Annotated in this window: 19 protein-coding genes; 13 read left to right on the top strand and 6 right to left on the bottom strand. The window is 63.4% G+C overall.

Features of this window, described 5'->3' with window-relative positions; genetic code table 11:
• The first annotated feature begins 3 nt into the window (after positions 1-3).
• From ACCO56_RS25845 to ACCO56_RS25795, 11 genes are all read left to right on the top strand, one after another.
• On the top strand, positions 4-1365 hold the full coding sequence (locus ACCO56_RS25845) for a xanthine dehydrogenase family protein molybdopterin-binding subunit (protein ID WP_433643765.1): 1362 nt from the start codon (positions 4-6) through the stop codon (positions 1363-1365).
• Position 1366: 1 nt separating this feature from the next.
• Positions 1367-2392 (top strand): xanthine dehydrogenase family protein molybdopterin-binding subunit, encoded by a 1026-nt coding sequence (locus tag ACCO56_RS25840; RefSeq protein WP_433643764.1) that lies wholly within the window; start codon positions 1367-1369, stop codon positions 2390-2392.
• Positions 2389-2697, top strand: a complete 309-nt coding sequence (locus ACCO56_RS25835; protein ID WP_433643763.1) for an EthD family reductase — start codon at positions 2389-2391, stop codon at positions 2695-2697. Before ACCO56_RS25840 ends, ACCO56_RS25835 begins: the two co-directional genes overlap by 4 nt.
• A 3-nt stretch (positions 2698-2700) precedes the next feature.
• On the top strand, positions 2701-3549 hold the full coding sequence (locus ACCO56_RS25830; protein WP_433643762.1) for an AAA family ATPase: 849 nt from the start codon (positions 2701-2703) through the stop codon (positions 3547-3549).
• Positions 3546-4697: a vWA domain-containing protein gene (locus ACCO56_RS25825; protein WP_433643761.1), complete on the top strand. Its 1152-nt coding sequence runs from the start codon at positions 3546-3548 to the stop codon at positions 4695-4697. Before ACCO56_RS25830 ends, ACCO56_RS25825 begins: the two co-directional genes overlap by 4 nt.
• Positions 4697-5587 carry an amidohydrolase family protein gene (locus ACCO56_RS25820; RefSeq protein WP_433643794.1) on the top strand — a complete coding sequence of 297 codons (891 nt, stop codon included), beginning with the start codon at positions 4697-4699 and terminating at the stop codon, positions 5585-5587. The genes ACCO56_RS25825 and ACCO56_RS25820 overlap by 1 nt, the downstream gene beginning before the upstream one ends.
• Before the next feature lie 144 nt (positions 5588-5731).
• Entirely contained in the window at positions 5732-6919 is a 1188-nt protein-coding gene (locus tag ACCO56_RS25815; RefSeq protein WP_433643760.1) for a glycosyltransferase family protein, read from the top strand.
• Positions 6920-6956: 37 nt separating this feature from the next.
• Positions 6957-8222, top strand: a complete 1266-nt coding sequence (locus ACCO56_RS25810) for a glycosyltransferase family 4 protein (RefSeq protein ID WP_433643759.1) — start codon at positions 6957-6959, stop codon at positions 8220-8222.
• The gene (locus ACCO56_RS25805) at positions 8219-9379 is read left to right on the top strand and encodes a glycosyltransferase family protein (RefSeq protein WP_433643758.1); all 1161 of its coding nucleotides are present in this window, start codon (positions 8219-8221) and stop codon (positions 9377-9379) included. Before ACCO56_RS25810 ends, ACCO56_RS25805 begins: the two co-directional genes overlap by 4 nt.
• 4 nt (positions 9380-9383) lie before the next feature.
• Positions 9384-10526: a glycosyltransferase family 4 protein gene (locus ACCO56_RS25800; protein ID WP_433643757.1), complete on the top strand. Its 1143-nt coding sequence runs from the start codon at positions 9384-9386 to the stop codon at positions 10524-10526.
• Positions 10523-11290, top strand: a complete 768-nt coding sequence (locus ACCO56_RS25795; protein WP_433643756.1) for a polysaccharide deacetylase family protein — start codon at positions 10523-10525, stop codon at positions 11288-11290. The genes ACCO56_RS25800 and ACCO56_RS25795 overlap by 4 nt, the downstream gene beginning before the upstream one ends.
• A 251-nt stretch (positions 11291-11541) precedes the next feature.
• Here ACCO56_RS25795 and ACCO56_RS25790 read toward each other — a convergent pair whose 3' ends face one another.
• The 4 genes from ACCO56_RS25790 to ACCO56_RS25775 are packed head-to-tail and all read right to left on the bottom strand — an operon-like array spanning position 11542 to position 17500.
• Positions 11542-12717, bottom strand: a complete 1176-nt coding sequence (locus tag ACCO56_RS25790; RefSeq protein WP_433643755.1) for an ABC transporter permease — start codon at positions 12715-12717, stop codon at positions 11542-11544.
• The gene (locus tag ACCO56_RS25785) at positions 12714-13712 is read right to left on the bottom strand and encodes an ABC transporter permease (RefSeq protein WP_433643754.1); all 999 of its coding nucleotides are present in this window, start codon (positions 13710-13712) and stop codon (positions 12714-12716) included. Before ACCO56_RS25785 ends, ACCO56_RS25790 begins: the two co-directional genes overlap by 4 nt.
• A gap of 6 nt (positions 13713-13718) precedes the next feature.
• Complete coding sequence (locus tag ACCO56_RS25780; RefSeq protein ID WP_433643793.1) at positions 13719-15587, bottom strand: ABC transporter substrate-binding protein; 1869 nt, start codon at positions 15585-15587, stop codon at positions 13719-13721.
• 26 nt (positions 15588-15613) lie between these two features.
• The gene (locus ACCO56_RS25775) at positions 15614-17500 is read right to left on the bottom strand and encodes an ABC transporter ATP-binding protein (RefSeq protein ID WP_433643753.1); all 1887 of its coding nucleotides are present in this window, start codon (positions 17498-17500) and stop codon (positions 15614-15616) included.
• A 352-nt stretch (positions 17501-17852) separates the two neighbouring features.
• On the opposite strand from ACCO56_RS25775, the gene ACCO56_RS25770 reads away from it, so the two are divergent.
• The gene (locus tag ACCO56_RS25770; protein WP_433643752.1) at positions 17853-20279 is read left to right on the top strand and encodes a mechanosensitive ion channel domain-containing protein; all 2427 of its coding nucleotides are present in this window, start codon (positions 17853-17855) and stop codon (positions 20277-20279) included.
• Complete coding sequence (locus ACCO56_RS25765) at positions 20276-21112, top strand: FkbM family methyltransferase (protein ID WP_433643751.1); 837 nt, start codon at positions 20276-20278, stop codon at positions 21110-21112. The genes ACCO56_RS25770 and ACCO56_RS25765 overlap by 4 nt, the downstream gene beginning before the upstream one ends.
• Positions 21113-21116: 4 nt before the next feature.
• Here ACCO56_RS25765 and ACCO56_RS25760 read toward each other — a convergent pair whose 3' ends face one another.
• Together ACCO56_RS25760 and ACCO56_RS25755 are read right to left on the bottom strand one after the other, a co-directional pair.
• Positions 21117-22676, bottom strand: coding sequence for a carbamoyltransferase C-terminal domain-containing protein (locus tag ACCO56_RS25760; protein WP_433643750.1), 1560 nt, complete (start codon positions 22674-22676; stop codon positions 21117-21119).
• Between the two features lie 30 nt (positions 22677-22706).
• The gene (locus ACCO56_RS25755) at positions 22707-24005 is read right to left on the bottom strand and encodes a nucleotide sugar dehydrogenase (RefSeq protein ID WP_433643749.1); all 1299 of its coding nucleotides are present in this window, start codon (positions 24003-24005) and stop codon (positions 22707-22709) included.
• Positions 24006-24107 lie beyond the last annotated feature (102 nt).

The following is a 24107-nucleotide window of genomic DNA, read 5'->3' as shown; positions in this document are numbered from 1 at the left end:
GCCATGGAGAAGATCGACACCAGCTTCTTTACCCGCGAGCGCGAGGCCGAACTCAGCGTCGTCGGCGACAGCGTGCAGCGCGCCGACGCGCGCGGCCATGTCACCGGGCGCACCCAATTCTACGAGGACGTCAGCTTCCCCAACATGCTCCATCTCAGGATGGTGCGCTCGACGCGCCATCACGCCCTGATCAAGCGGCTCGACACCGAGCCGGCGACACAGGTTCCCGGTGTCGTGCGGGTGCTGACCTATAAAGACGTGCCCAACAACTGGTACACGATCCTGAAGCTGATCGGGGTCGGGCCGGACGACGAGCCGGTCCTGCCGGAAGACCGTGTTTTGTTCATGGGAGAGCAGATTTGCGCGGTGCTCGCCGAGACGCCTCAGGCGGCTCTCGAAGGCGCTCGCCGTGTCGTCGTCGAATATGAGGACCTCCCGGCCATATTCGACGTCGAGGAGGCCATGATCTCCACGCCGTTCAAAAAACATGGCACCAACTATTTCGTCTACGAAGGCCACGATTGCCGGCGCATCCGATTCGGCGACGTCGACAAGGGTTTCGCCGATGCCGATCATATCATCGAGCACCGCTACGAATCCTCGCCCATCGAGCATGCGCCGACCGAACCCACGGGCTGCATCGCCAAGCCCGAGGGCAATGGCCGCATCACCGTCTATTCCAACACGCAGGCGCTTTATTTCACGCTCGACAACATGGCCCTGATCCTCGGCGTGCCGTTCAACAAGCTCAGGCTGATCGGCGGCACGGTGGGCGGCGGCTTCGGCGGCAAGGTGGACGTCATCGTAGAGCCGATCGCCGCGATCGGCGCCCTGCTGACCAACCGCCCCGTAAAATACGCCTATTCCCGGGCGGAGGAGATGCAGGTCTCGTCGCCGCGCGCCTCCGAACGCCTCTACATAAAAGACGGCGTGATGAAGGACGGACGCATCGTCGCCCGCAAGATCACGCTCTACGTCGATGCCGGGGCCTATTGCCGGCACTCGACCTATGGCACCACCAAGGCGGCGGCCCACATGCCGGGTCCCTATACGATCCCGAACGTCCATGTCGACGCCTATTGCGTCTACACCAACCGCACCCCTTCCTCGGCCATGCGCGGCTTCGGCGTCACCATCGGCGATTTCGCGCTGGAGTCGCAGATGGACCAGATCGCCCGATTCCTCGCCATGGACCCGATGGAGCTTCGGCTGGTCAATGCCTATCGCGACGGGGATATGAAGGCCCACCGCAAGATGGTGGAAGGCGCGGCCCTGGTCGAGGTGATCCAGGCCGCGGCGCGCCAGACGGGCAAGGAGCTGCCGCCGCGTTTCGCAGCGATGTCGTCTTATCAGAGGGAGACGTGACATGGCTTGGCTTAGAGGACACGGCGTCGCCGCGGTGAACTATCCCACCGGGATGAATCTCGGGGGCGACCCCAGCCAAGCGCTGATCCACGCCACGACGACCGGCGGCTTCGTCATCACCCTCTCCTCCGTCGATCTCGGCCAGGGCATCAAGACAGTCGGCGCGCAGATCGCCGCCGAGACACTCGGGGTTCCGTATGAAAGCGTCGTCATCGACACGGCCGATACCGACACCGGTCCTCATTGCATGGGCACCTTCGCCAGCCGCGGCACGCACCGGATCGGCAACGCGATCATGATGGCGGCCCGGGAAGCCCGCGAGGTCATGATGGACGTGGCCGCGACGGAACTCGAAGCCGATGCGGGCGATCTCGTGACCGACGGCAAGGGCCGAATCCACGTCGACGGCGCGCCGGACAAGGGCATCTCGGTGGTCGATGTCGCGCTTGCCGCCCATTTCAAGCATGGCCGCACCATATCCGGCCGGGGAATGTTCCTGAAACCAAAAAGCGAAGTGGTTCCGGAGACCGGTGAGATGGACCCGGACTCGTGCCAGGCTCATGCTTGCACGGTCGCCGAGGTCGAGGTCGACGACGAGACGGGCGAGGTCAGGGTCATCAAACTGACCAATGCGTACGAAATCGGCCGCGCCGTAAACCCGGCGCTCGCTCACCAGCAGATCGTCGGCGGCGCCTGGATGGGGATCAGCCACGCCCTCTATGAAACCACCGAGCCCTATTATCCCGACCGCTCCCATGGTCCGCTCGACTTCTCGCAATATCTGATGCCCGGGCCCGGCGACATCGCCGAAATGGACTCGGTGATCATCGAGCGCCCCGCCGCGAACGGACCCTATGGAGCCAAGGGCATTGGCGAAATGACGGCAAATTCGCCCATCCCCGCTATCGCCAACGCGATCTTTGACGCCTGCGGCGTCCGCGTCACGACGATGCCGATCACGCCGGAGAAGATCCTGCGCGGCCTTGACACGCTACGCGCCCAAACCGACCAAGGAGGACTGCAATGATCAAGGTCATGGCCCTGATGAAACGGCGGGAAGGCATGGCCTTCGACGATTTCAGGAAGTGGATCATGGAGGACCACGTCGCTTTCGCCCGCAACCTGCCGGGGTTGCGCAAATACACCTCGAACGTGCTGCGCGCGGAAAATGCGGACGCTCCTTTCGACGGTGTCTCGGAAATGCATTTCGACGACGAGGCGGCGATGGCGGCGGCTTTCGCCACCGAGGCAGGCAAGGCGGCCGGAGGCGACGCGGCGGCGCATTGCTCCAATCGCTTCCGCATGGTCTGCGAGGAAAAACTGCAGTTTTAGGCCATGCGTCTGGCCCAGGACGAGTTGGACGCAAGACTAGCCGAGGCAGGGTACTTTGCCGACGAAACATTGGTGACGGCGCTCTATCTGGCGCTGGAACTCGGCAAACCCCTGCTTCTGGAGGGCGCGCCGGGCGTCGGCAAGACGGAAGTGGCCAATGCGCTTGCACGGATTCTTGGACGCCAGGCCATTCGCCTGCAGTGTTACGAGGGTATCGACGCGACGAGCGCGCTCTATGATTGGGATCATGCCAGGCAACTGCTTCACATCCGCATCGCCGAGCGCAAGCGGACGCTCGCGACGTCGGATCTCTACGCGCCGGAATTCCTGCTTGAGATGCCGCTGCTCAAAGCGCTGCGCAATGCGGATACGTGCATCCTCCTGATCGACGAGATCGACCGCGCCGACGACGCTTTCGAAGCTTTCCTGCTCGAGTTCCTGTCCGACTTTCAGATCTCCATCCCCGAGATCGGAACTGTGAAAGCGGACAGGCCGGTGGTGACGATCCTCACATCCAACCGCACACGGGAGCTTCACGACGCCTTGCGGCGGCGCTGCCTCTATCACTGGATCGATTATCCAGATCCGGCCCGCGAGCGCGCAATCGTCGAGCGTCACGCGCCGGGCGTCGCCAGAGAAGCCGCGGAAAGGCTTGTCGAAGCGGTCGAGGCCGTGCGGCGGTTGCCGCTCATCAAGCGTCCTGGAGTCGCCGAAAGCATCGATTGGGCGCGCGCCGCCGAAGTGCTCCATCGGGACGGCGTGGCCTGGCCCGATGCGCTCAGGCGCTCGTTGGGCCTGCTGGTAAAAGACCAGGAGGATTTCTCGGTGGTCGCCCAGGCGGGTGTGCTATGAGGGTCGTGACGGGAATCGCGGCCGATCGTCTTGCCGGCTTCCCGTCGGCGCTGCGCGAGGCGGGCTTGTCCGTCGATCCCGGCAGCGCGGCCGATTTTCTGCGGGCCGTCAGGCTTTGTCGGCTGCGCGGCATCGCCGATCTCCAACGTATCGGCCGGGTTACTCTGACAAATGGCCCGAATGATTTTCCGATCTATGAGGATACGTTCGCAGCCTGGTTCGGCCGCGGAACCTTAGCCGGCAAAGTGAGTAGGCCGGAACAAGACGAAGGGCCCCGCGCCGAGAAGGCGAAGGGCTCCGAAACGCTTCTGCCACAAGCCGAAGGCGCCGCAGCCGGCCGGGTGGCGGCCGACGACATGTCGCGTGGCCACAAGGCATTCGGGCGGCTTGCGCAAGACCCCAGCGAACTCGCCCGCCTGAAGCGCGCTCTCGACCTCTTGCCGACATTGGAGCGCCGTGCCTGGCGCCCCTCCCCGGCAGGGCGGCGGATAGATCTTTCGCGCACGATGCGCGCCGCGCGGCGTACCTTCGGCGAGACCTTGCGGCTCTTCCGGCTGGCGCGCCCCCGGCGGCGGCGAAAGTTGCTCCTGCTCATCGACGTCTCCGGTTCGATGAAGGCGCAGTCCGAGACCTATCTGCGATTCGCGCATCTTGCGACACGACGCGCCCAGCGCGTGGAGACCTTCTGCTTCGGGACCCGGCTTTCCCGCGTCACGGCCACGCTCCGTCATGGGGACAGCGACGAGGCTTTGTCGCGTCTCTCCGGCATCGTCCTCGATTTCGACGGCGGCACGCTGATCGGCCGCTCGCTGGAGGAGTTCCTTTCCGTCTCGCGTTATGCCGCGCTGGTAAGGGGCGCTATCACCGTCGTCCTGTCGGACGGCCTCGAACGAGGCGATCCATCGGCCATGATCCACGCGATCGGCCGGCTGGCGCGCCTCAGCCATCGCCTCGTCTGGGCGACCCCGCTTGCGGCAGATCCGAATTATCGGCCCGCAACACGCGGGATGGCCGGCGTTCTGCCCTTCATAGACGGGCTGTTCGACGGCAGCGGACTGCCGGCGCTGGAACGGATGCTGCGCGCACTCGGCCGCATCTCGCGGCTGGCGCGCGGGCAGGCGGCACGGTCTTTCGCGAGGTCTGGATGATGATCCCTATTGTCGACGCGCACCACCACATCTGGAGGCAGGCCGATCTGCCGTGGCTGCAGGGCCCGATGGTACCCCGCATCTTCGGCCCTTACGAGCCGATCCGGCGCGACTACCCGATCGAGGAGTTTCTTGCCGACATCGGGGGAACAGGCGTCGAACGATCGGTCTATGTTCAGACCAATTGGGAAAAGAGCGGCGCCGTGGAAGAGGTCGCCTGGGTCCAGTCGGTCGCCGAGGCATATGGCTGGCCGCATGCGATCGTCGGCTACGCCGATCTTCTCGATGAAGGAGTCGGAAAGACGCTCGAGCGACAGGCGCGGTTTCCGTTGATGCGGGGCATTCGCATGCAGCTTCACTGGCACGAGAATGAAATGTACCGCTTCGCGGCTCGTCCCGACCTGATGGACCATCCGATGCTGCGCCGGAACATGCGCCGGCTTGCCGACCATGGCTGGTCCTTCGACCTGCAGGTGTTCACGGGCCAGATGGCGGAGGCGGCAAGATTGGCGGCGGACAATGCCGACATCACCTTCGTTCTCCAGCATTCCGGCATGCCGGAGGACCTGTCGGCTTCTGGCCGCAGCGCGTGGAGGGAGGGGATCAGACGTCTCGCCGGGCAGGAAAACGTCGTGGTCAAGCTTTCCGGTCTCGGGACCTTCATCCACCGCAACGACGCCGGTCATATCGCCGATATCGTAACGGAAACGATCGCCGTCTTCAGCCCCGAGCGCTGCCTGTTCGGTTCCAATTTTCCGATCGAGAAGCTATGGACCGATTATGCCGGCTTGATTTCCACCTATCGATCGGCGCTGGCTGCCTATCCGGAGGAAGAGCAACGGGCGATGCTGCGGGACAATGCAGTTCGAACTTACCGTATCGGAACTTGAATGTTCTAAAGAAGTCATTAGGTATTCGTCCGGCTGGCGGGCTGTCACGAAGTTGACTTGCCTCGGGTGATAACGTCTTATGGCCGCCCAGGGGCGCCCTTTTCCAAGGTCTTCATGGCTCGATCCGCCAATCACCGAATATTGATGTATAGTCACGACACGTTCGGCCTTGGTCATTTGCGCCGCAGCCGCACGATCGCCCACGCTCTGGTCAGCCACTTCCCCGACCTGGAAGTGTCGATCATCTCGGGTTCGCCGGTTGTCGATGCGTTCTGGTTCCACGACCGGGTCAGCTATGTGCAGATCCCAGCTGCGCAGAAGCTTTCGAACGGGGAATATTCCTCCGCCAACAGCGCCCATTCCCTCGAAGAGACGCTGGCCGCACGGGAAGCAATCATCCGCGACGCCGCCGAGCGCTTGCGCCCCGATATGGTCATCGTCGACAAGGAGCCGCTCGGGCTCGGGCGCGAAATGCTGCCCACCTTGCGCTGGGCCAAGGCACAGGGAGCCATCGCCGTGCTCGGTCTGCGCGACGTGCTCGACGCCCCCGAGCTCCTCCAGGCCGAATGGGAGCGCAAGCAGAACGCTGCCTTCACCGAGGAAATCTATGACGAGATCTGGGTGTACGGCCCGGGCAGCTTCTACAATCCTCTATCCGCCATCGACCTTCGCGAGGAGCTGCTCGCCCGCACCCGCTACACTGGGTTCCTCGCCCGCTCCTTGCCGCCGATGGACGACGGCACGGCACGGCATTTCGGCAGCGGCTACATCCTCGTAACCGCCGGCGGCGGCGGCGACGGGTACGAGCTCATGGCGGCTGCGCTGAATGCCGCGAAACGCAACGCCGGCAACGACAACCGCTATCTATTCGTGCTCGGTCCGTTCATGACGGAACGGCAGCGTTTCGAGATCACGGCGCGGGCTTCTTCGCTGCGCAATGTGGATGTCGTCGATTTCCACGTGAACGTGGAGACCCTCGTTGCCAACGCCGCCGCGGTGGTCGGGATGTGCGGCTACAACACCTTCTGCGAGGTCATGTCCTTCGACAAGCCGGCTTTGTTCGTGCCACGCACGGCGCCGCGCCGGGAGCAGAGCATTCGCGCCCATCGCGCGGCCGAGTTCGGATGGGTGGACGTGCTTGACATCGAGAAGGCGAAGAACCCGTCGACCTTCGTTTCCGCGATCGAACGGCTGAAGCGCAATCCGCTGCCATCGGAAGCCGTCGCGAGCCCGGACCTCGACGGTCTTTCCCGCGTCTGCGCGCTGACCGAGATCCTGTTCGAACAGCGCAACGAGGGGATCATGCCCATGCGGGACGCAGCGAGAGCATGATCCGCCCATGACAGATCCACGGCGCCGGGCCTGAGTCATGCGGGCCAACACCATTGCGGTGGTACTTAAATGTTATCCCCGCCTGTCCGAGACCTTCATCGCACAAGAGCTCCACGCGCTGGAGCAGGCCGGTTATACGCTGCGGCTCGTCTCGCTTCGCCATCCTACCGACAAGAAACAGCATCCCATCAATGCCGAGATCCGGGCGCCGGTGAGCTATTTGCCGGAATATCTCTATCAGGAGCCCGTCCGGGTCCTGCGCTCATGGCTCAAAATGCGCAGGCTTCCGGGCTACGCGAAGGCTCGCCGAAGCTGGCTGCGTGATTTTCGCCGCGACTTCACGGCAAACCGCATCCGGCGCTTCGGCCAGGCCCTCGTCTTTGCCGCGGAATTTCCGGACGATGGCGGCTGGATCTACAGCCACTTTCTCCACACCCCGTCTTCCGTGGCGCGCTATGCGAGCGAGATTCGCCGCGTGCCGTGGAGCGCCTCGGCCCATGCCAAGGACATCTGGACCTCTCCGGACTGGGAGATCACGGAAAAGCTGCAATCGGCGGAATGGGCGGTCACCTGCACGGCATCCGGCGCCCGACATCTGAAGGCGCTCGCTCCAAGGGCGGATAAGGTCGACCTCGTCTATCACGGGCTGGATCTCTCGCGTTTCCCGAAACCCGCCGACATCCCTCTCGGACATGACGGGAATCCCGACCGGCCCGCTCGGCTTCTCACGGTTGGGCGGGCGGTCGAGAAGAAAGGCCTCGACACGCTGGTCGAAGCCCTCGCCCTCCTTCCCGACGATCTGCACTGGCACTGGACGCATGTCGGGGGCGGCGAGCTCTGGGAGGAGCTCAAGGCGCATGTCGCGCGCCGCGGCCTGCAAGACCGCATCTCGCTGCTCGGCTCGCGCGCGCAGGCCGAAATCCTGTCGGCCTATCGCTCCTCCGACCTCTTCATCCTGCCCTGTCGCGTAGCCGGCAATGGCGATCGCGACGGGCTGCCGAACGTGCTTGTCGAAGCACAGAGTCAGGGCTTGGCCTGCCTCTCGACGCCCGTTTCGGCCATTCCGGAATTGATCGAGGACGGCGTCAACGGCGCGTTGGTTCCGCCCAACGATCCCAAGCTTCTTGCCGCGGCGATCGACCGTCTTGTCCGCGACCCCACCCTGCGGCAACGCTATGCCGTGGCCGGCGCCAGCCGCGTCCATGCGAAATTCGACCATCTGGCGACGATCGGCACGCTGATCGGCCGGTTTGAAAACTCCGGCATCGGCGGCGCCAAGACTCTCGAAACGGTCCAGCCATGACCCGCATCCTGTTCTATGTGCAGCACCTCATGGGTGTCGGCCATGTCTTTCGCGCCATGCGCATCGTCAAGGCGCTCACAGCCGCCGGCATGGAAGTCGAGCTCGCCTACGGTGGCGAGCCCATCCCGAACTTCCAGGATAATGGCGCCCGCGTCCATTTCCTGCCGCCGGTGCGCGCCGTCGGAGAGGCCTTCAACAAATTGGAGGATCCTTCCGGCAATCCGCTGACCGACGAATACCGGAACCGGCGCCGCGAGATGCTGCTCGGCATCCTTTCCCAGGCGGAGCCGGACGTCGTCATCACCGAAGCCTTTCCCTTCGGGCGGCGCCAGATGCGCTTCGAGCTGCTGCCGCTGCTAGAGACCGCTCGGCGAATGCAGCCCCGGCCAGTCATAATTTCGTCGGTGCGCGACATACTTCAGGAGACCGGCAAGATCGAGAAGGACCGGGACACGATCAATTATGTCCGGTCGCTGTTCGACCATGTCCTGGTGCATGGCGACTCGCGGCTGGTGCGCCTCGAGCGGACCTTTCCGCTCGCCGGCGAGATCGCCGACAAGGTGCTTTACACCGGCATCGTCGCGCCCGAGGAAACGCCGGCATCCTCGGCCGGAGAGACTTACGACGTGGTGGTATCCGTCGGGGGCGGGGCCCTAGGGCGCAAGCTCGTCATGGCAGCCGCGGCGGCGAAGGAGCTCTCGATTCTGCGCGATGCGCGCTGGTGCATCGTCACCGGACTGCGTTTCTCTAGGGAAGACCGGGCCGAACTGCTGCGTCTCGTCTCCGGTGACGTCGTCCTTCGCGACTTCCTGCCGGACCTGCCTTCCGTGCTGAAGAGGGCCAGGCTCTCCATATCGCGGGCCGGCTACAACACGGTGGCCGATCTCTGCATGGCCGGCTGCCGGGCGATCGTCGTCCCGCTTTCCGACGGCATCGAGACGGAGCAGATACGTCGCGCGGAAATCCTGGACGCGAACGGCCTGGCCGAAACGCTGAGCCACGACATGGAGACGCCGCAGGAAATTGCTGCGGCAATAACGCGTGTCATGGCGCGCCCTGCCCCGGACCGGCCGCGGATCGATCTCGAGGGCGCGGAAAATACGGCGCGCATCATCTCCGAACTCGCGGCGGGCAGGAGCGTGGCGGGATATCGATGACCCCATGAAGATTGCCTTCTATGCGCCGCTGAAGACACCCGATCATCCCATTCCATCCGGTGACAGGGTGGTCGCACGGCTGCTCATGGCTGCTTTGGAAAAGGCCGGCTACGAAGTCGAGCTCGCTTCGCGCGTCATATCCTACCAGAAGCGGCCATCGGCCGAGATCGGCGCGGAACGGCGGCTGGCCGCGGAAGCGGAGGCCGGTCGGCTGATCGACGCGTGGGAAAAAGGCGTGGAGCCCGGGCCCGACCTCTGGTTTACCTATCACCCCTACTGCAAGGCGCCGGACTGGATCGGCCCGCAAGTGGCGGTAAAGCTCGGCATCCCCTACGTCACCGCCGAAGCCTGCCGGACCCGCCAGGCGACCGACGAGGACTGGCTTGTCTCCCGTCAGGCTGTCCAAGCAGCGGTACGGCAGGCGGCGGTGAACTTCTGCCTGAAGCCTTCGGACGGGGAGTATCTGCAATCCTTCCTGCCGGATATGAGAACGGTCGTGCGGCTCCTGCCCTTCATCGATCTCGCCGCGATCGATGCGGTGAAGGACAAGCAGGTCGGGACAGAAAGCTTCTACAGCCCTGCTCCGCTCATCGTCGCCGTCGGCATGATGCGGCCGAACGCCAAGTTCAGCTCCTACCAATTGCTGGCGGCTGCCCTTGGCCGTTTGGCCGACACCCCCTGGAATCTGGTCGTCATCGGCGACGGGCCGATGCGGCCGGATATCGAGGCCCTGTTCGCGCCGCTTCCCGCCGGCCGCATCCTGTTCACCGGCGCGCTGCAGCCGGATGAAGTGCTGCGCTGGATGCGGACCGGCGACCTCTTCGCCTGGCCCGGCTTCAGCGAAGCTTTCGGCATGGTCTATCTCGAAGCCCAGGCGTGCCGACTGCCGGTCGCGGCATTGCGCACGGCCGGCGTGCCGGTCGTGGTCGAGGAGAACGTGACGGGATTCCTGACGGGCGAAAGCGCCGAGGCTTACGCCGGCGCGCTACGCACGCTGCTTACCGACCCTGCGGCACGGCAGGAACTCGGTGCCGCCGGCCGGAGCAAGGTGGAGCGCGACCACGATATCGCCAACGTCGCCCGGCTGCTCGCTTCGCATCTGGATCCCCTGCTTTATGGGCGGGACGATCAGGGGCATTTCACGTGAAACATTTTAGGGCGGTCAGCGCCGAGCTCGACATTTGGCGCGACGAGGGCCTGCAGGCCCGTTTCTGGCTGCGCGACGACGATGCGACCGAACCGAGCGACCGCCTCGACCGGCTGATCGACCTTGTCCGGCGTTTCGACGTCCCGCTTCTCCTCGCCGTCATCCCGGCCCTTGCCACCGCGGCCCTGGCCGACCGTCTGTCCGATGAGCTGCTCGTCACCTCCTGCACCCACGGCTACGCACATCGCAACCACATGCCCGAGGGCCAGAAGGCGGTCGAGCTCGCCGGCCGAGATGTGGAAGCGGAGCTTGCCGAACTGACGTCTGGGCGCCGCCGCCTGCTCGGCTTGTTTCCCGGCAGCCTGTCGGGCATCCTGGTACCGCCCTGGAACCGGATAGCCCCGGAGCTGGCGGCGCGCGTGCATGAATGCGGCTTCACCGCTCTTTCCACCTGGTCCTGGCAGAGGACCGGTACGACGCTGCCCGAGTTGAATACCCAGATCGACGTGATGAACTGGACGGGCGGCCGCACTGGCCATGGTCCGGAGGCGATCGCCGACGAACTGCTGCGCCGGCTTCGCCAGGCCCGCGGCCGCGGCGGCGCTCCACTCGGCATCTTGAGCCATCATCTCGTGCACGACGAATCGGCGTGGTCGACACTCGAAGCCCTGATCTCCTATTTGCGCCTAGAGCGCGGCTTGTCGTTTCACGAAGCGGATGAATTGGTTCGTTCTTCGAGGCCTGCTTCGCTCACGCAGGATTGACCTTCGGGCAAGCCCCTCATCGGCCTGCCGGCCACTTCTCCCCGTGAACGGGGAGAAGACCGCTGTGGTCCCGACTTTCGCCAATCGCCAACGGCTCCGATTGGCGAAACCCAAGCGGCCGTCGTCTCTCTCCCCGCGCGCGGGGAGAGATGTCCGGCAGGACAGTGAGGGGCAACGCGCGACCGCTCAAAGACCAACTTGGTCTGGTACAACTTCTTCGTCCGGAAGCCCGCGAAGCGGGCCTCGAAGGATCACCGATAGGGATCGGCCGCGTCCCTTAGCCCATCACCCAGGAAGTTGAAGGCCAGGATGACCAGGATCACCGGCACGACGGGCGCGATCAGCCATGGATAAAGCGCGACGACATTGATGTTCTGCGCTTCGTTGAGAAGCACGCCCCAACTCGTGACGGGTGGGCGAAGGCCGAGGCCGAGGAAGCTCAGCGCCGTCTCGCCAAGGATCATGCTTGGGATGGTGATGGTGGCCGAGGCGATCAGATGGCTCATGAAGCCCGGGATGAGGTGCCGGAAGATGATGCGTATCGGGCTCGCCCCCATCAGTTCCGCCGCCATCACATAGTCTTCTTCGCGCAACGACAGCAGTTTCGAGCGCACCGCGCGCGCCAGTCCCGTCCAATCGAGAAGCCCCAGGATGAGCGTTATGCCGAAATAGACCAGGATCGGGCTCCATGTGACGGGCATGATGGCCGCAAGCGCCAGCCACAGCGGGATGCTCGGCAAGCTCTGCAGAACCTCGATGATGCGCTGCACGACGTGGTCCAGCCACCCACCGTAATATCCCGCCAGCCCGCCAATCGTGATGCCGAGCACGAAACTGATCGTGATGCCGATCAAGCCGATGGTCAGTGAGATGCGCGTGCCGTAGATGATACGGGACAGCACGTCGCGCCCCAGGCGATCGGTGCCGAGCAGATAGGCCGTGCCGTTCTCGGCTGCGCAAAACAGGCGTCGGTTGGCCTGCCACAGGCCCCAGAAAGTGTACTCCTCGCCCTTACAGAAGAAACGCAGCGGATAGACCTTCGTGCGATCCGTCTCGTACTTCCGCTCCAGCGTCTCCATGTCCAACTCGAACGAACTACCGTAGACGAACGGCCCGACGAAGCGGCCCTCGTGGAAAAGATGCAGCCGCTGCGGCGGCATGTAGATGTGGTCGACCTGACGATGATTGAGGTTGTAAGGGGCCAGGAATTCGCTGAAGGGAATCGACAGATAGAGCAGCGCAAGGAAGAGGCCCGAGACCACCGCTGCCCGGTGTTTCCGCAGCTTCCACCACATGAGCCTGAGCTGCGAGGCGAGATAGATGCGCTCCTGTTCCGGCGTCAGCTTCTCGATCGCCTTGGGATCGAACGGCTTGTCGGAAACGAAATGGGCGAGCGGCGCGCCATCGGGTGGGAGGGCCGAACTCATCGGCGACGCCCTCCCTGCAGGCGGATGCGCGGATCCAGTATGGCAAGCGCAATGTCGGAAATCAGCACCCCGATAACCGTCAACGTGGCAAGGAACATGAGGAACGAACCTGCCAGATACATGTCCTGGCTCTGCAATGCGCGGATGAGCAGCGGGCCGGTTGTCTCAAGCGAAAGCACGATGGCCACCACCTCCGCGCCGGAAATAACCGCCGGCAGGATGCTGCCGATATCGGCGATGAAAAAGTTGAGCGACATGCGCAGCGGATATTTGACCAGGGCCCGCAGCGGCGGCACACCCTTTGCACGGGCCGTCGTCACATATTGCTTGTGGAGCTCGTCGAGCAGGTTGGCCCGCAAGCGGCGTATCATGCCGGCCGTGCCCGACGTGCCGATCACGATTACCGGAATAACCATATGCGCGGCTATCGACCGGAACTTCTCCCAGCTCATCGGCTGATCGAGATATTGCGCATCCATCAGATGGCCGATCGACGTGCCGAACCAGATATTCGCCAGATACATGAGGATCAGGGCGAACAGGAAATTGGGTATCGCCAGGCCGAGCAGGCCGAAGAAGGTCAGGCCGTAGTCGCTCCACGAATATTGATGGGTCGCCGAATAGATGCCGATCGGAAAGGCGATAAGCCATGTGAAGATGATGGTTACGGTGGACACGAGGATGGTGAGCCAAAGCCTGTTGCCAACCACATCCGTAACCGGCATCTCATATTCGAAGGAATAGCCGAAATCCCCTTGCAGCATGCCCCATAACCAGGTGCCGTAACGCACGATCGCCGGTTGGTCGAAGCCATATTGATGCTTGAGATATTCGATCTTCCTGGGATCGACGGTTTCGCCCTGGGCCTGCAGCTCCGCAATGTAGGTCTCGAAATAATCACCAGGCGGCAGCTCGATGATGAAGAAGATCAGCGCGCTGATCAGCAGAAGTGTGGGGATCGCCGCAAGGAGTCTGAATCCGATATAGCGGAGCACGAGCGGCTATTCCTGGTACCAGAACGTATCCGGCATATAGAGGCCGAAATAGGCGCTCGGCGAGAAGGCGTAGACGCCCTCCTCCGGTACGTTCTGAAGCTTGGCGTGAGTCACGACCGGTTGGCGCACGCTGTTGACCGTGCCGATGGTGAAGACCTGATCGGTAAAGATGGCGAGCATTTTCTCCCAGATCTCCCGGCGCTGCTCGGTGGTCTCCGACACCCGCCAACTCCGGTAGAGATCGAGAAGCTCCTTCGCCGCCGGCAGATCCACCGGTTCGCCGGCCTTGCCGGCGCTGTCGGTATGTTCTCCCCATTTCGGCCAGTTGCCCTGGACGCCGGAAACCGGAGCGAGCTCCTCCGGCGGCAGGTCGGGCGTAGCCTCGCCGACGCTCAGTCCGCTCCAGACCGAGATGAGCGTATCGCCGGCAAGGAAGCGGCGCCTCAACATGTCGAGCTGGTAGGGCCGCGCATAGACCTTGAGGCCGAGCGCGCCCCAATGTTCGCGCACCAGCTCGACGATATCGGTCTCCTGCGTATCTCCCGCGAATTCGATGATCAGTTGCGCTGGCCGGCCGTCCGGCAGCACCCGCGTGCCGCTGTCGTTTCGCTTCAGGCCGATCCCGTCCAGCAGCGCATTCGCCTGTTCGGGATCGTAGGCGGCCCAGGCCTGGTCGAATTTCTCGTTGTAGAGGGGCGAACTCTGCAGCACCGAATTAGCCCCCTCATGCGCCAGGCCGTAGAAGAACTGCTGGTTGATCTCCGATCGGTTGATGGCCAGTGACAGCGCGCGCCGAAACTCGACCTTGCGGAAGATCTCCCGCCAGACGGCATCATTGGTGTTGAGGTTGGGCAGGAAGGCCGCCTTCGAGCCGGTCCCGTCGCGCCACAGCTTCACCTTGATGGGATGGGTTTTCGTCGCCTGCTTCAGGAAGGTGTAGTTGTCGAAGCGCAGATAGCGCGCCTGAAGATCGCTTTCGCCGCTGCCCGTCTTGGCGGGGATGATGTCGTTCGAGCTCATGGTCATCGACACCGTGCCGATATAGGGCAATTGCCGGCCCGAAGCGTCGACGCGATGGAAATAGGGATTGCGCTTGAAGACATAACGTTCCGCCGGCGGCCGGGTCGTGTTGGCCCAGGGCTCGAGCGTGGGCAGATCCGGATTTTCCGGCCGGTATTGCCGCGCCTTCACCGTATGGAGCGCGATCCAGTCCCGCGATCTCTCCTTGGCGACTGCCCCGGCGAGCTTTTCGGGATCGGCATAACGCTTGTGGAACTGCTTCATGTAATGCGCGGGCAGATAGATGTAATTGGGGCTGGCCCCAGCAAGCGATGGCAGGAACAGCGGGTTGGGCTTGTCCCAGGTGTAGCGGACGGTCAATTCGTCGACGACCTCGAAGCGAGGCGGCTTGCCGTCGACCAGCATCTGCTGGTCCGGACCGCCGCGCGACAGCTCCTCGTTCAGCGCGACGTCTTCCCAGAAATAGCGGAAGTCCTCGGCCGTGAGTGGGGCGCCGTCGGACCATTTGTGCCCGCGTCTCAGATGCAGCGTGAAGATACGCCCCTCCTCCACGTCGAAGGACTCGAGGATGTCCGGAACGAGGTTCAGGTCCTTGTCGAAGACGACCAGTCGCGAATAGCCGTAGATGGTCATCATGCGGATGTCCTTGGCATCCGCCATGATCAGGCGCATCGTGCCGCCATAGCGCCCTTCGGTCTTGCCCAGCGCGGCCATATCGATAATACGCGGCTTCTCCGGGAGCCTTTCGGCGACCGGCGGCAGCGCGCCGCTCTTCACGGCATCCGCTATGTCGGCGGGCTCCTCGGCCGCGGCCGGAACGGCGAGCCACCAGAGGGCCGCCAGGGTGGCGAGCATCTTGAGACGGAGCGAACGGGCTGGGGTCATGCCGAAAGCCTCTCCTTGAAATGGGCGCGCGACAGCACGAAGTGACCGTCAGCGACCTTCTGTAGCGACAGTTCCGCCGGGTCGTCGGATTTGAAGGCCGGGTCCCAGCATTCGGTCTCGTCCTGGGTCTCGTCGATCTGGTGCTCGAAATCGAGCTTGTGGTCGAGATCGGCATGAGGCACGGCGTTGAGAAGCGCCTGGGTGTAGGGATGGACGGGATTGCCGAACAGGGCGGCCGTCGGCGCGATCTCGACGATCCGGCCCCGGCGCATCACGGCGATGCGGTTGGCGAGATATTTCACGACGGCCAAATTGTGCGAGATGAAGATCAGCGTCAGGCCGAGCTCGGCCTGCAGCTTCTTGAGAAGGTTCAGGATCTGCGCCTGGACGGAAACGTCGAGCGCCGAGACGGGCTCGTCGCAGATCAGGAGATCGGGCGACAGGGCGAGCGCGCGGGCGATCCCGATTCGCTGGCGCTGGCCGCCCGAGAAGCTGTGGGGGTACCGGTTGAGGTAACTGGGTTGTAGCCCCACCAATCCCATAAGCTCGGCGGCGTTCTTTTTGACCAAAGCCGGCGTGCCGATGCCGTGGATCTCGAGCGGCTCTCTCAAGATGTTGAGCACCGTGGAGCGGGGGCTGAGCGAAGCGAAGGGGTCCTGGAAAACGATCTGGATACGCTTCCGGAATTCCATCAGCGCCTTGCCGGCGAGTTCCGTGATCTCGCAATCGATGTCGCCGTTGTCGAAATGGATGTGCCCGGCATCCGCCGAGAGAGCCCGCATGATTAGCTTGCTGACCGTCGTCTTTCCAGAACCGCTTTCCCCGACGATGGCGAGGCACTCTCCGGCAAAGACGTCGAAGCTGACGTCGTCGACCGCCATCACCTTGCGCTGATGCCCCAGCAGCCAACCCTCCTTGCGGATGTTGAAGCCTTTCGACAGATTGCGCACACAGAGCAGGGGCTTGCCCTCACGGTCGGCCACGACCGGTTTTTTGCGCATCGAGGCCGGAATGACGTGCTCGTGGTCACGCAGCGCAACAAGCTTCTCGTGCGGGCCCATGGACAAGGTCGGCACGGCACGCATCAGCGCTTTTGTGTAGGCGTGGCCAGGCCGCCGGAAAATGGCCTCCACCGTCCCGGCCTCCACCACCTCGCCCTGATGCATCACAATCACCTCGTCCGCCATGCTGGCGACGACGCCGAGATCGTGGGTGATGAGCAGCAACGACATGTGCAACTGCTTCTGCAGGTTCTTCAGGAGGCCCAGCACCTGCGCCTGGACCGTCACGTCGAGGGCGGTCGTGGGTTCGTCGGCAATCAGCAGCGCTGGCCGGCAAATCAGCGCCATGGCGATCATGGCGCGCTGCCGCAGGCCGCCCGACAGCTCGATCGAATACATGTCATAGGCTCGCGAAGGATCCGGGAACCCGACCCTCCTGAGCATCTCCTCCGTCATGGGCCGTGCCTGACCGCGCTCGACCTTGCGGTGGAGCACGAGCGCCTCCTCCACCTGATTGCCGATCTTGTGCAGCGGCGAGAGCGAGGTCATCGGCTCCTGGAAGATCATCGAGATGCGGCCGCCGCGCAATTGCTGCATATCGGCGCTTCTGGGGTCGAGCGCGGCGATATCGATCTGCTTTTCCGGCATCTTCGGATCGCGAAAGAGGATGCGGCCGCCGGTGACGGAGGCGACCGGAGGCAGAATCCCCAGGATCGCTTGCGCGGTGATCGACTTTCCGGACCCGGATTCGCCGACGATCGCGACGGTCTTACCGGCGGGAACGCGGAAGGAAACGTCGCTTACGACCTCCAGCATCGAGCGCTGCAAGGCGATTGATACCCGTAGCCCTTCGACTCTTAGAAGATCCGTCCCTTTGTCCATTCCCTGTCCCTGGCCCGGAAGAAACACACGCCGGTTTCGAACCTGTTCGGATCGCCGAGAGTGTTTCTCCACCCGTCCCGTACTGTTGCAATGCGCGACATCGGACGCAAGGGGAAGTTTACCTCGCGTCGCGTGGGTTTGCGCCTGGCGGAGCCGTCCGATTCCTTACGGCGGCGAGCCGATGCTCAGCCAGAACGACAGTGTGCCGGCCTCGCTTCGCCCGGCGATTGCAGGGACACACATTGCGAAGCAGGGGGAACTGAACCTAAATAGGCGGATGAGCGTATCCGCGGTTTGGCGGAAGCGGGAAAGTGCAGCCGCGCCAGGAGTCAGGTTCTTAGCGATGATTGGCATGTGCAGTCGGCGGGCCACCGTCTTCATCCGATGGCTTTTTCCCATTTTCATCGCAGCCATTCTGGCGACGTCCCTCGGTGCCACGGTCGCCTCCGCCCAGTTCCTGCCGCTTGCCTCATCCGGCAAGCAGGCCGGCACCGGAACTTCCTTCGACCAGTTCCTCGACGATGCACGCAAGGCCGGCTCGACCGTGATCGTCGTGCAGCCGCAGCAGCCGAAGGCGGAGGAGTCGCCTTCCATGTCGATGGTGACGGCTCTGTCGAGCGAGCAGCTCCTGATTGCCCGGCAGAAGCTGCGCGGCATGATCGCAAACTCGGCTGGTTTCCTGAAAAACTTCGACGAAATGCTGAAAGCGTCGAGCCCGCAGGGCACGCTCACCTGGATTCTCGTCGCCGTCGGCACGGCCTTCAGCGGATTGTTCCTCGGGCTCGAGACCTATCGTTTCACCACCGGATGGGCGCGCGAGCATTTCAAGGAACTCTATCATCCCAACGAAACACGACGGTCGCGAAAGCTCTCCTTTCTGCTCGGACGGGCCGCGGTCATGCTGCTCAGCACGGGAATCAGCGTCGTCGTCGCCATGGGCGTTGCGTTGATCTTCGACACGGGTCACGAACCGACGCGGCAAACGACTTTCCTGATCATCTCCGTCTTCGCGATCTACCGCATCGTCAGGTCGGTTATCCTATGGAATTTCTACGCCCCCGACACGCCGGCCCATAGGCTGATCAACGTCGACGACGAAGCTGCCCGCAGGCTCCACCGCGACTGGTCGCTCGTAGCCGCGGTCGCGGCCTTTCTTATCGGTTTTTGTCGCTGGACGCAGTTGCTCGGCATCGACGACGACGCCTATCGCCTCGCCTTCATCGTGGCGATGCTGATCTGCGCCGTCATGTTCAGCGCCGTTGCGATCCTCCACCGCCGGGAGCTGCACGCCATCCTCCTCGGCAAGGGCGACCCCGCTTCCAAGCCGGCCTGGCAGCGCTTCGCGGCGCGGGCCGCCTTGTCGTTGATCCTGGTTTATCTCGGCATCGCATGGTTCGTGAGTTCGCTGCGGCTCATTCTAGGTCTTCCAGGCGGCTATGTGCTGGTCGGCGCGCCGCTGCTCGTTTTCGTTGTTGCCATCTTCGTCTACGGCGTCGCGATCCTGGTGCTCGATTCGATCTACGAGCGCCTGGAACTATCCTTCTATCGGCGGCTGGCCCGCGAGGAAGCAGCCGATAGGCGCGCCCAGCAACGGGAGGAGGAGGCCAAGGAGAAATTGGCCGCACTGAGCGAGCACGAACGAGATATTCTCGAGGAGGGCGAGGAGATCACGGTCTTCAAGCCCGAGCTCCTGGTGAAGAGGCCGAGGCCGCAGAAATTCAATCCCGTCTTCAAGTATTTCTTCGAAAACGCCGTCTTCGCGGTCGTGCTCGTCCTGTCCATGGGCCTGCTGGCGCGACTGTGGGGCATCGACCTCGGACGGGAGGGGGGTCATCCTGTTTCGGCGACCCTCGACATATTGCTGGTGATCTTCGTCGCGGCTTCGGCCTATAGCGCCGTCAACAACTTCATCGACATCAAGATCGTCGAGGAAGGCGGCTCGCTCGAGGACCGGCCATTCAACCCCGGCGAAAGCGAAGGGGAGAGCGGCAAGGGGCAGTCCCGCCTGGCGACTCTGCTGCCGATCTTCCGCTACGCCATCGTGGCGTTGATCGTTGTCGTGGCCACCATGATCGTGCTCGCCAATCTCGGCGTGGCGATCGGGCCGCTCTTCGCCGGCGCGGGTGTGGTCGGCATAGCCATAGGCTTCGGCGCCCAGACGCTCATTCGGGACATCTTTTCCGGCGCCTTCTTCCTGCTCGACGACGCGTTCCGCAAAGGTGAATACATCGAAGTCGCGGGCGCGAAGGGCGTGGTCGAGAAGATCTCCATCCGCTCGTTCCAACTGCGCCATCACCGCGGCGCGGTGAACACCATTCCCTTTGGCGAAATCCGCCAGCTCACCAACTATTCGCGCGATTGGGTCATGATGAAACTGCCGCTGCGGCTCACCTACGACACCGATGTCGACAGGGTCCGCAAGCTGATCAAGAAGCTCGGCCAGCAATTGCTGGAGGATCCCGTCATCGGCAAGATGTTCCTGCAGCCGCTGAAGTCGCAAGGCGTCTATGCCATGGAGGACTCGGCCATGATCCTGCGCGTCAAGTTCATGACCCGTCCCGGCGATCAGTTCGTGACACGCAAGGTCATCTATGCCGCCATCCGCGAGCTCTTCCAGAGGGAGGGCATACATTTCGCGCATCGGGAGGTGACCGTGCGACTGGCCGACGGCGAACAAGTCGAGGATCTCACGCCGGAGCAGAAGGAGGCGGTCACCGGCGCCGCGCGCGCCGCTCTGGACGAACCGCAGCCCAAACGTTCGATATCCGTGGCCCAATGAAAACAACCGAGCTGGACGCGGAAACGCTCTTCGGCCGACGTCGGGCCTCGCTTGGCGCCCGCTTTTCATGGTGGCTCGCGACGCATCGTCTATTCTCCGGCTCGACACGCCACCGCCTGCGCAAACGCATCCGGCGCAAGTACCGGGGGCCATACGACGTCACGGTGGGCGGGCTGAATTTCAGGACCTACCCGGCCGAGAACTATTGCGACCGCGTGCTTTTCGGCGCCGGCCGACTGCCGGAAACGGCGGAACGGCGGCTGATCGAGCCCTACATTCGCCCGGGGATGAGTTTCGTCGATATCGGCGCCAATATCGGCACCTATGCGTTGTGGGTCGCCAGCCTGGCCGGGCCGCCGTCGCGGATCCTGGCGTTGGAGCCGCATCCCCGCACATTCGCCAAGCTGCGTTTCAACATCGAAGCGAATGGCGCTCGCAACGTCGTCGCGCTCGATCTCGGCGCCGGCGAAAGGAGCGCCGTCATGCAGCTCTATTTCGACGGTGGCGGCAATGTCGGCCAATCTTCCATGCTGGCTGCCGGGGCCGGCGCCGACGCGAAGCCACAGGATGCGCGAATCGAACCGTTGCCGGACCTCCTGGCAGCGGAAGGTTTCTCGACAATCGACCTCCTCAAGATCGATGTCGAGGGCTACGAGGACCGAGCGCTTCTGCCCTTGTTCGCGAAAGGCCCAGCCGATCTCTGGCCGGCCGCGCTACTGATCGAAACCGTCCAGCGCGATCTATGGGAAACGGACTGTATCGCCTTTCTTGCGGCGCGGGGCTACAGGGAGGTGGGCGCCACCGGCCAGAACCTGCTTTTGGTCCGAAGCTGAAGCTTCACGCCTTGCGATAGAGGGTGTCGCCCACCACGAAACCGTCGAGCCCAGTCTGACGGGCGTAGAGGGCAAGATCGCTCATGCGGTTGATGAAACCCTTGCCGTTGAAATTGAGCGAGGTGTTGCAGAGAACACCATAGCCGGTCAGCCGCTTGAAGGCGGAAAGGAGATCGTAGATCCGGCTGTTCTGGACGCGGCTCACCGTCTGGACGCGGGCGGTTCCGTCGACATGGGTCACTGCCTTCAGCGCGTCGGTCTTCACCTTTTGGAAATAGAGCATGTGAGGGCTCGGCCCATGATTGTGGAACAGCCGGTTTAGCTCCTCCTCCATCATGATGGGTGCGATCGGACGGAATTCCTCCCGCCGCTTGATCGCGTTGAGCCTCGCGTGGGTTTCCGCGGTGAAGGGAGCGGCAAGCAGCGACCTGTTGCCCAGCGCGCGGGGCCCGATCTCGTAGCGCCCCTGCACCCAGGCGAAGACGGCGCCGTCGGCGAGCCGCCGCGCGATCTCGGCATCGTCCCGCCGCTCCGCCACGAAACCATCGAGATCGGTGGCATCGACGACGAAATCTTCACCCGCATAGACGGACCAGTCGAGCTTTGCGTTGCCGGTGAGTGCGAATTGCGCATCCGCGGCCGTACCGATGGCCGACCCGGAATCATTGGCGCAGGGCGGCACGAAGACGTCGGCAAAGAGCCCGGTCGCGCGCCAGTCGCTGTTCCAGTCGCAATTGAGCCCGCAACCGCCCGAGACGAGCAACGGCAGGCCGTCGCGCATGTTTTTTAGCGCGAAATCGTGAAAGCGCTCGAAGATCTCGCGCTGATAACGCCTTGCCAGGTCCCGAAACGCCTGGGTCTCCAGGCCGATATTGAAAAAGGGCGAATCGGTGAAGTCGGCTTTCCTCAGCGCCGACGCCACCGCGTCATGCGAAAGCACGCGGTCCATCAGCCGCCTTTCCTCGGCCGTCTCCCCTCCCTCACCGCCGAAACCCGCCAGGGCCATCAGCTTGCCGGCATCCTCGCGGCGCGATTTGCGGGCGTCCGCCGGATAGGTCGGGTCGGCGAGCCCGTAGATGAAGGCATATTTGTGCCCGGGTCCGCTGAGCGGCGTGCCGAGGCGCGTCACCTTGAGATCAGCATCGATGCGGTAGAACGTGCCGATGACTCCTTCCCAGACCAGCGCATAGCAAGGTTCGCCCTGCGGAAAAGGCGACAGGGCGTAGCTGCCCACGATGTGGGATCGCTCGTGGCTGGAAGAGAAATAACGGGCTTCGCGTCCCAGCAGGCGATGGGGCCTGTCTTCGGTTTTCGACCCGTCGGCATCGAAGTAACCCGCACCGATCGGATCAGCCATCGGCCTGAAGGATTTGAGCCAGCCCGATACCGCGACGACGTCCGGGATCCCGTCGATTAGGGAAAGCCCGTGAAGAATGTCCTCGGGCGAGAGCGGCGCATAGCGCGGACCAGAATCCTTCTCGGCCTCGATGGAGAAAACGAGGCTGCCATCCTCGACGAGGGTCACGTGGCCATCATGACCGGGCTTGTACGCGAAGATTTTCATGTCGACCGCCCCAGCCTTGTTTTCGCGGCGTCAGAGGCGCGCATCGACGCCATCCATTGGAAAAATCCCCTTGACGTCGAAGACGATGCCTTGCGGCTTCAGCAATCGGCGAACCCGTTCCACGCCCATTTCGCGGATGCTCTTGTGGCCGACCGCGACGATCGCCGCGTCATAGGTCCCGGCTTCGAGCGTCTCGCGGAGTTCGAGCCCGTATTCCTGGCGCACGTCGCGCGGATCTACCTCGGGATCGTGGACATCGACCGCGACGTTGAAGCCTCTCAATTTCCTGACGATGTCGACGACGCGGCTGTTCCTGATATCGCGGCAATTCTCCTTGAAGGTGAAGCCGAGGACCAACGTTCGGAAAGGCGGAGTCAGCTTTCGTTCGAGGAGCAGCCTGACCGTTTCGATCGCGACGTGCTCGCCCATATCGTCGTTGATGCGCCGCGCTGCCTGCACCATCTCCGGATGGAAGTTGAGTTGGCGCGCCTTGTGGGTGAGATAATACGGATCGACGCCGATGCAGTGGCCGCCGACAAGGCCAGGGCGGAAGGGCAGGAAATTCCACTTGGTGCCCGCCGTCTCCAGCACCTGCAACGTGTCGATGCCCATCTTGCCGAACAGCACGGCCAATTCATTCACCAGAGCTATATTGACGTCGCGCTGCGTGTTCTCGACGATCTTGGCGGCTTCCGCGACCCGGATCGACGGCGCCTTGTAGGTGCCGGCCGGGATGGCCTGGCGATAGGCGCTGTCGACGAATTCGGCCGTCTCGGCGGTGCCTCCGGAAGTCACCTTGACCACCGTCTCGATCTTGTGGGTCGGATCACCTGGATTCACGCGCTCGGGACTATAGCCGACGAAAAAGTCGCGATTGCAACGCAATCCGGAAACGGACTCGATCAGCGGCACGCAATCCTCTTCCGTGGCGCCGGGATAGACCGTCGATTCGAAGACCACGGTGGTGCCCTCGGTGATCACCTCTCCGACGGTCCGGCAGGCGTCGAACAGAGGCCGCAAGTCCGGCTGCTTGGCTTGGTCGATCGGGGTCGGCACTGCGACGATGATCAGCTTGCAGTCACGCAACACCCCGCGGTCAGCCGAAAAATCAAGATTCTCGCTCGAGAGCTCCTGCGGCGTGGCTTCGCCCGTACGGTCGATGCCAGCCCTGAGAGCCGCGATACGAGCCTCGTCGACGTCGAAACCGGTGACGCGGAAATGCTTGGCGAAGACGATCGCCAGCGGCAGGCCGACATAACCCAGCCCGATAATGCCGACATGCAGGTTGTCGAGCGCCGGGAAAGCAGAAGACGTGGTCAGGGAAGACATCGCGTAGTTGGAATAGCCGCTGGATTTCGCAACTTCTTAGTCGCTCAGGCAGGCGCCAGCAACAGTGCCGGCCTCACCTTGAAGTGAGTGACATCGATCGCC

Origin of the sequence: Mesorhizobium sp. 1B3 (assembly GCF_050958605.1) — a bacterium.
GTDB lineage: Bacteria > Pseudomonadota > Alphaproteobacteria > Rhizobiales > Rhizobiaceae.
The sequence above is the reverse complement of the archived record's forward strand: the minus strand, read 5'-3'. Positions and strand labels throughout refer to the sequence as shown.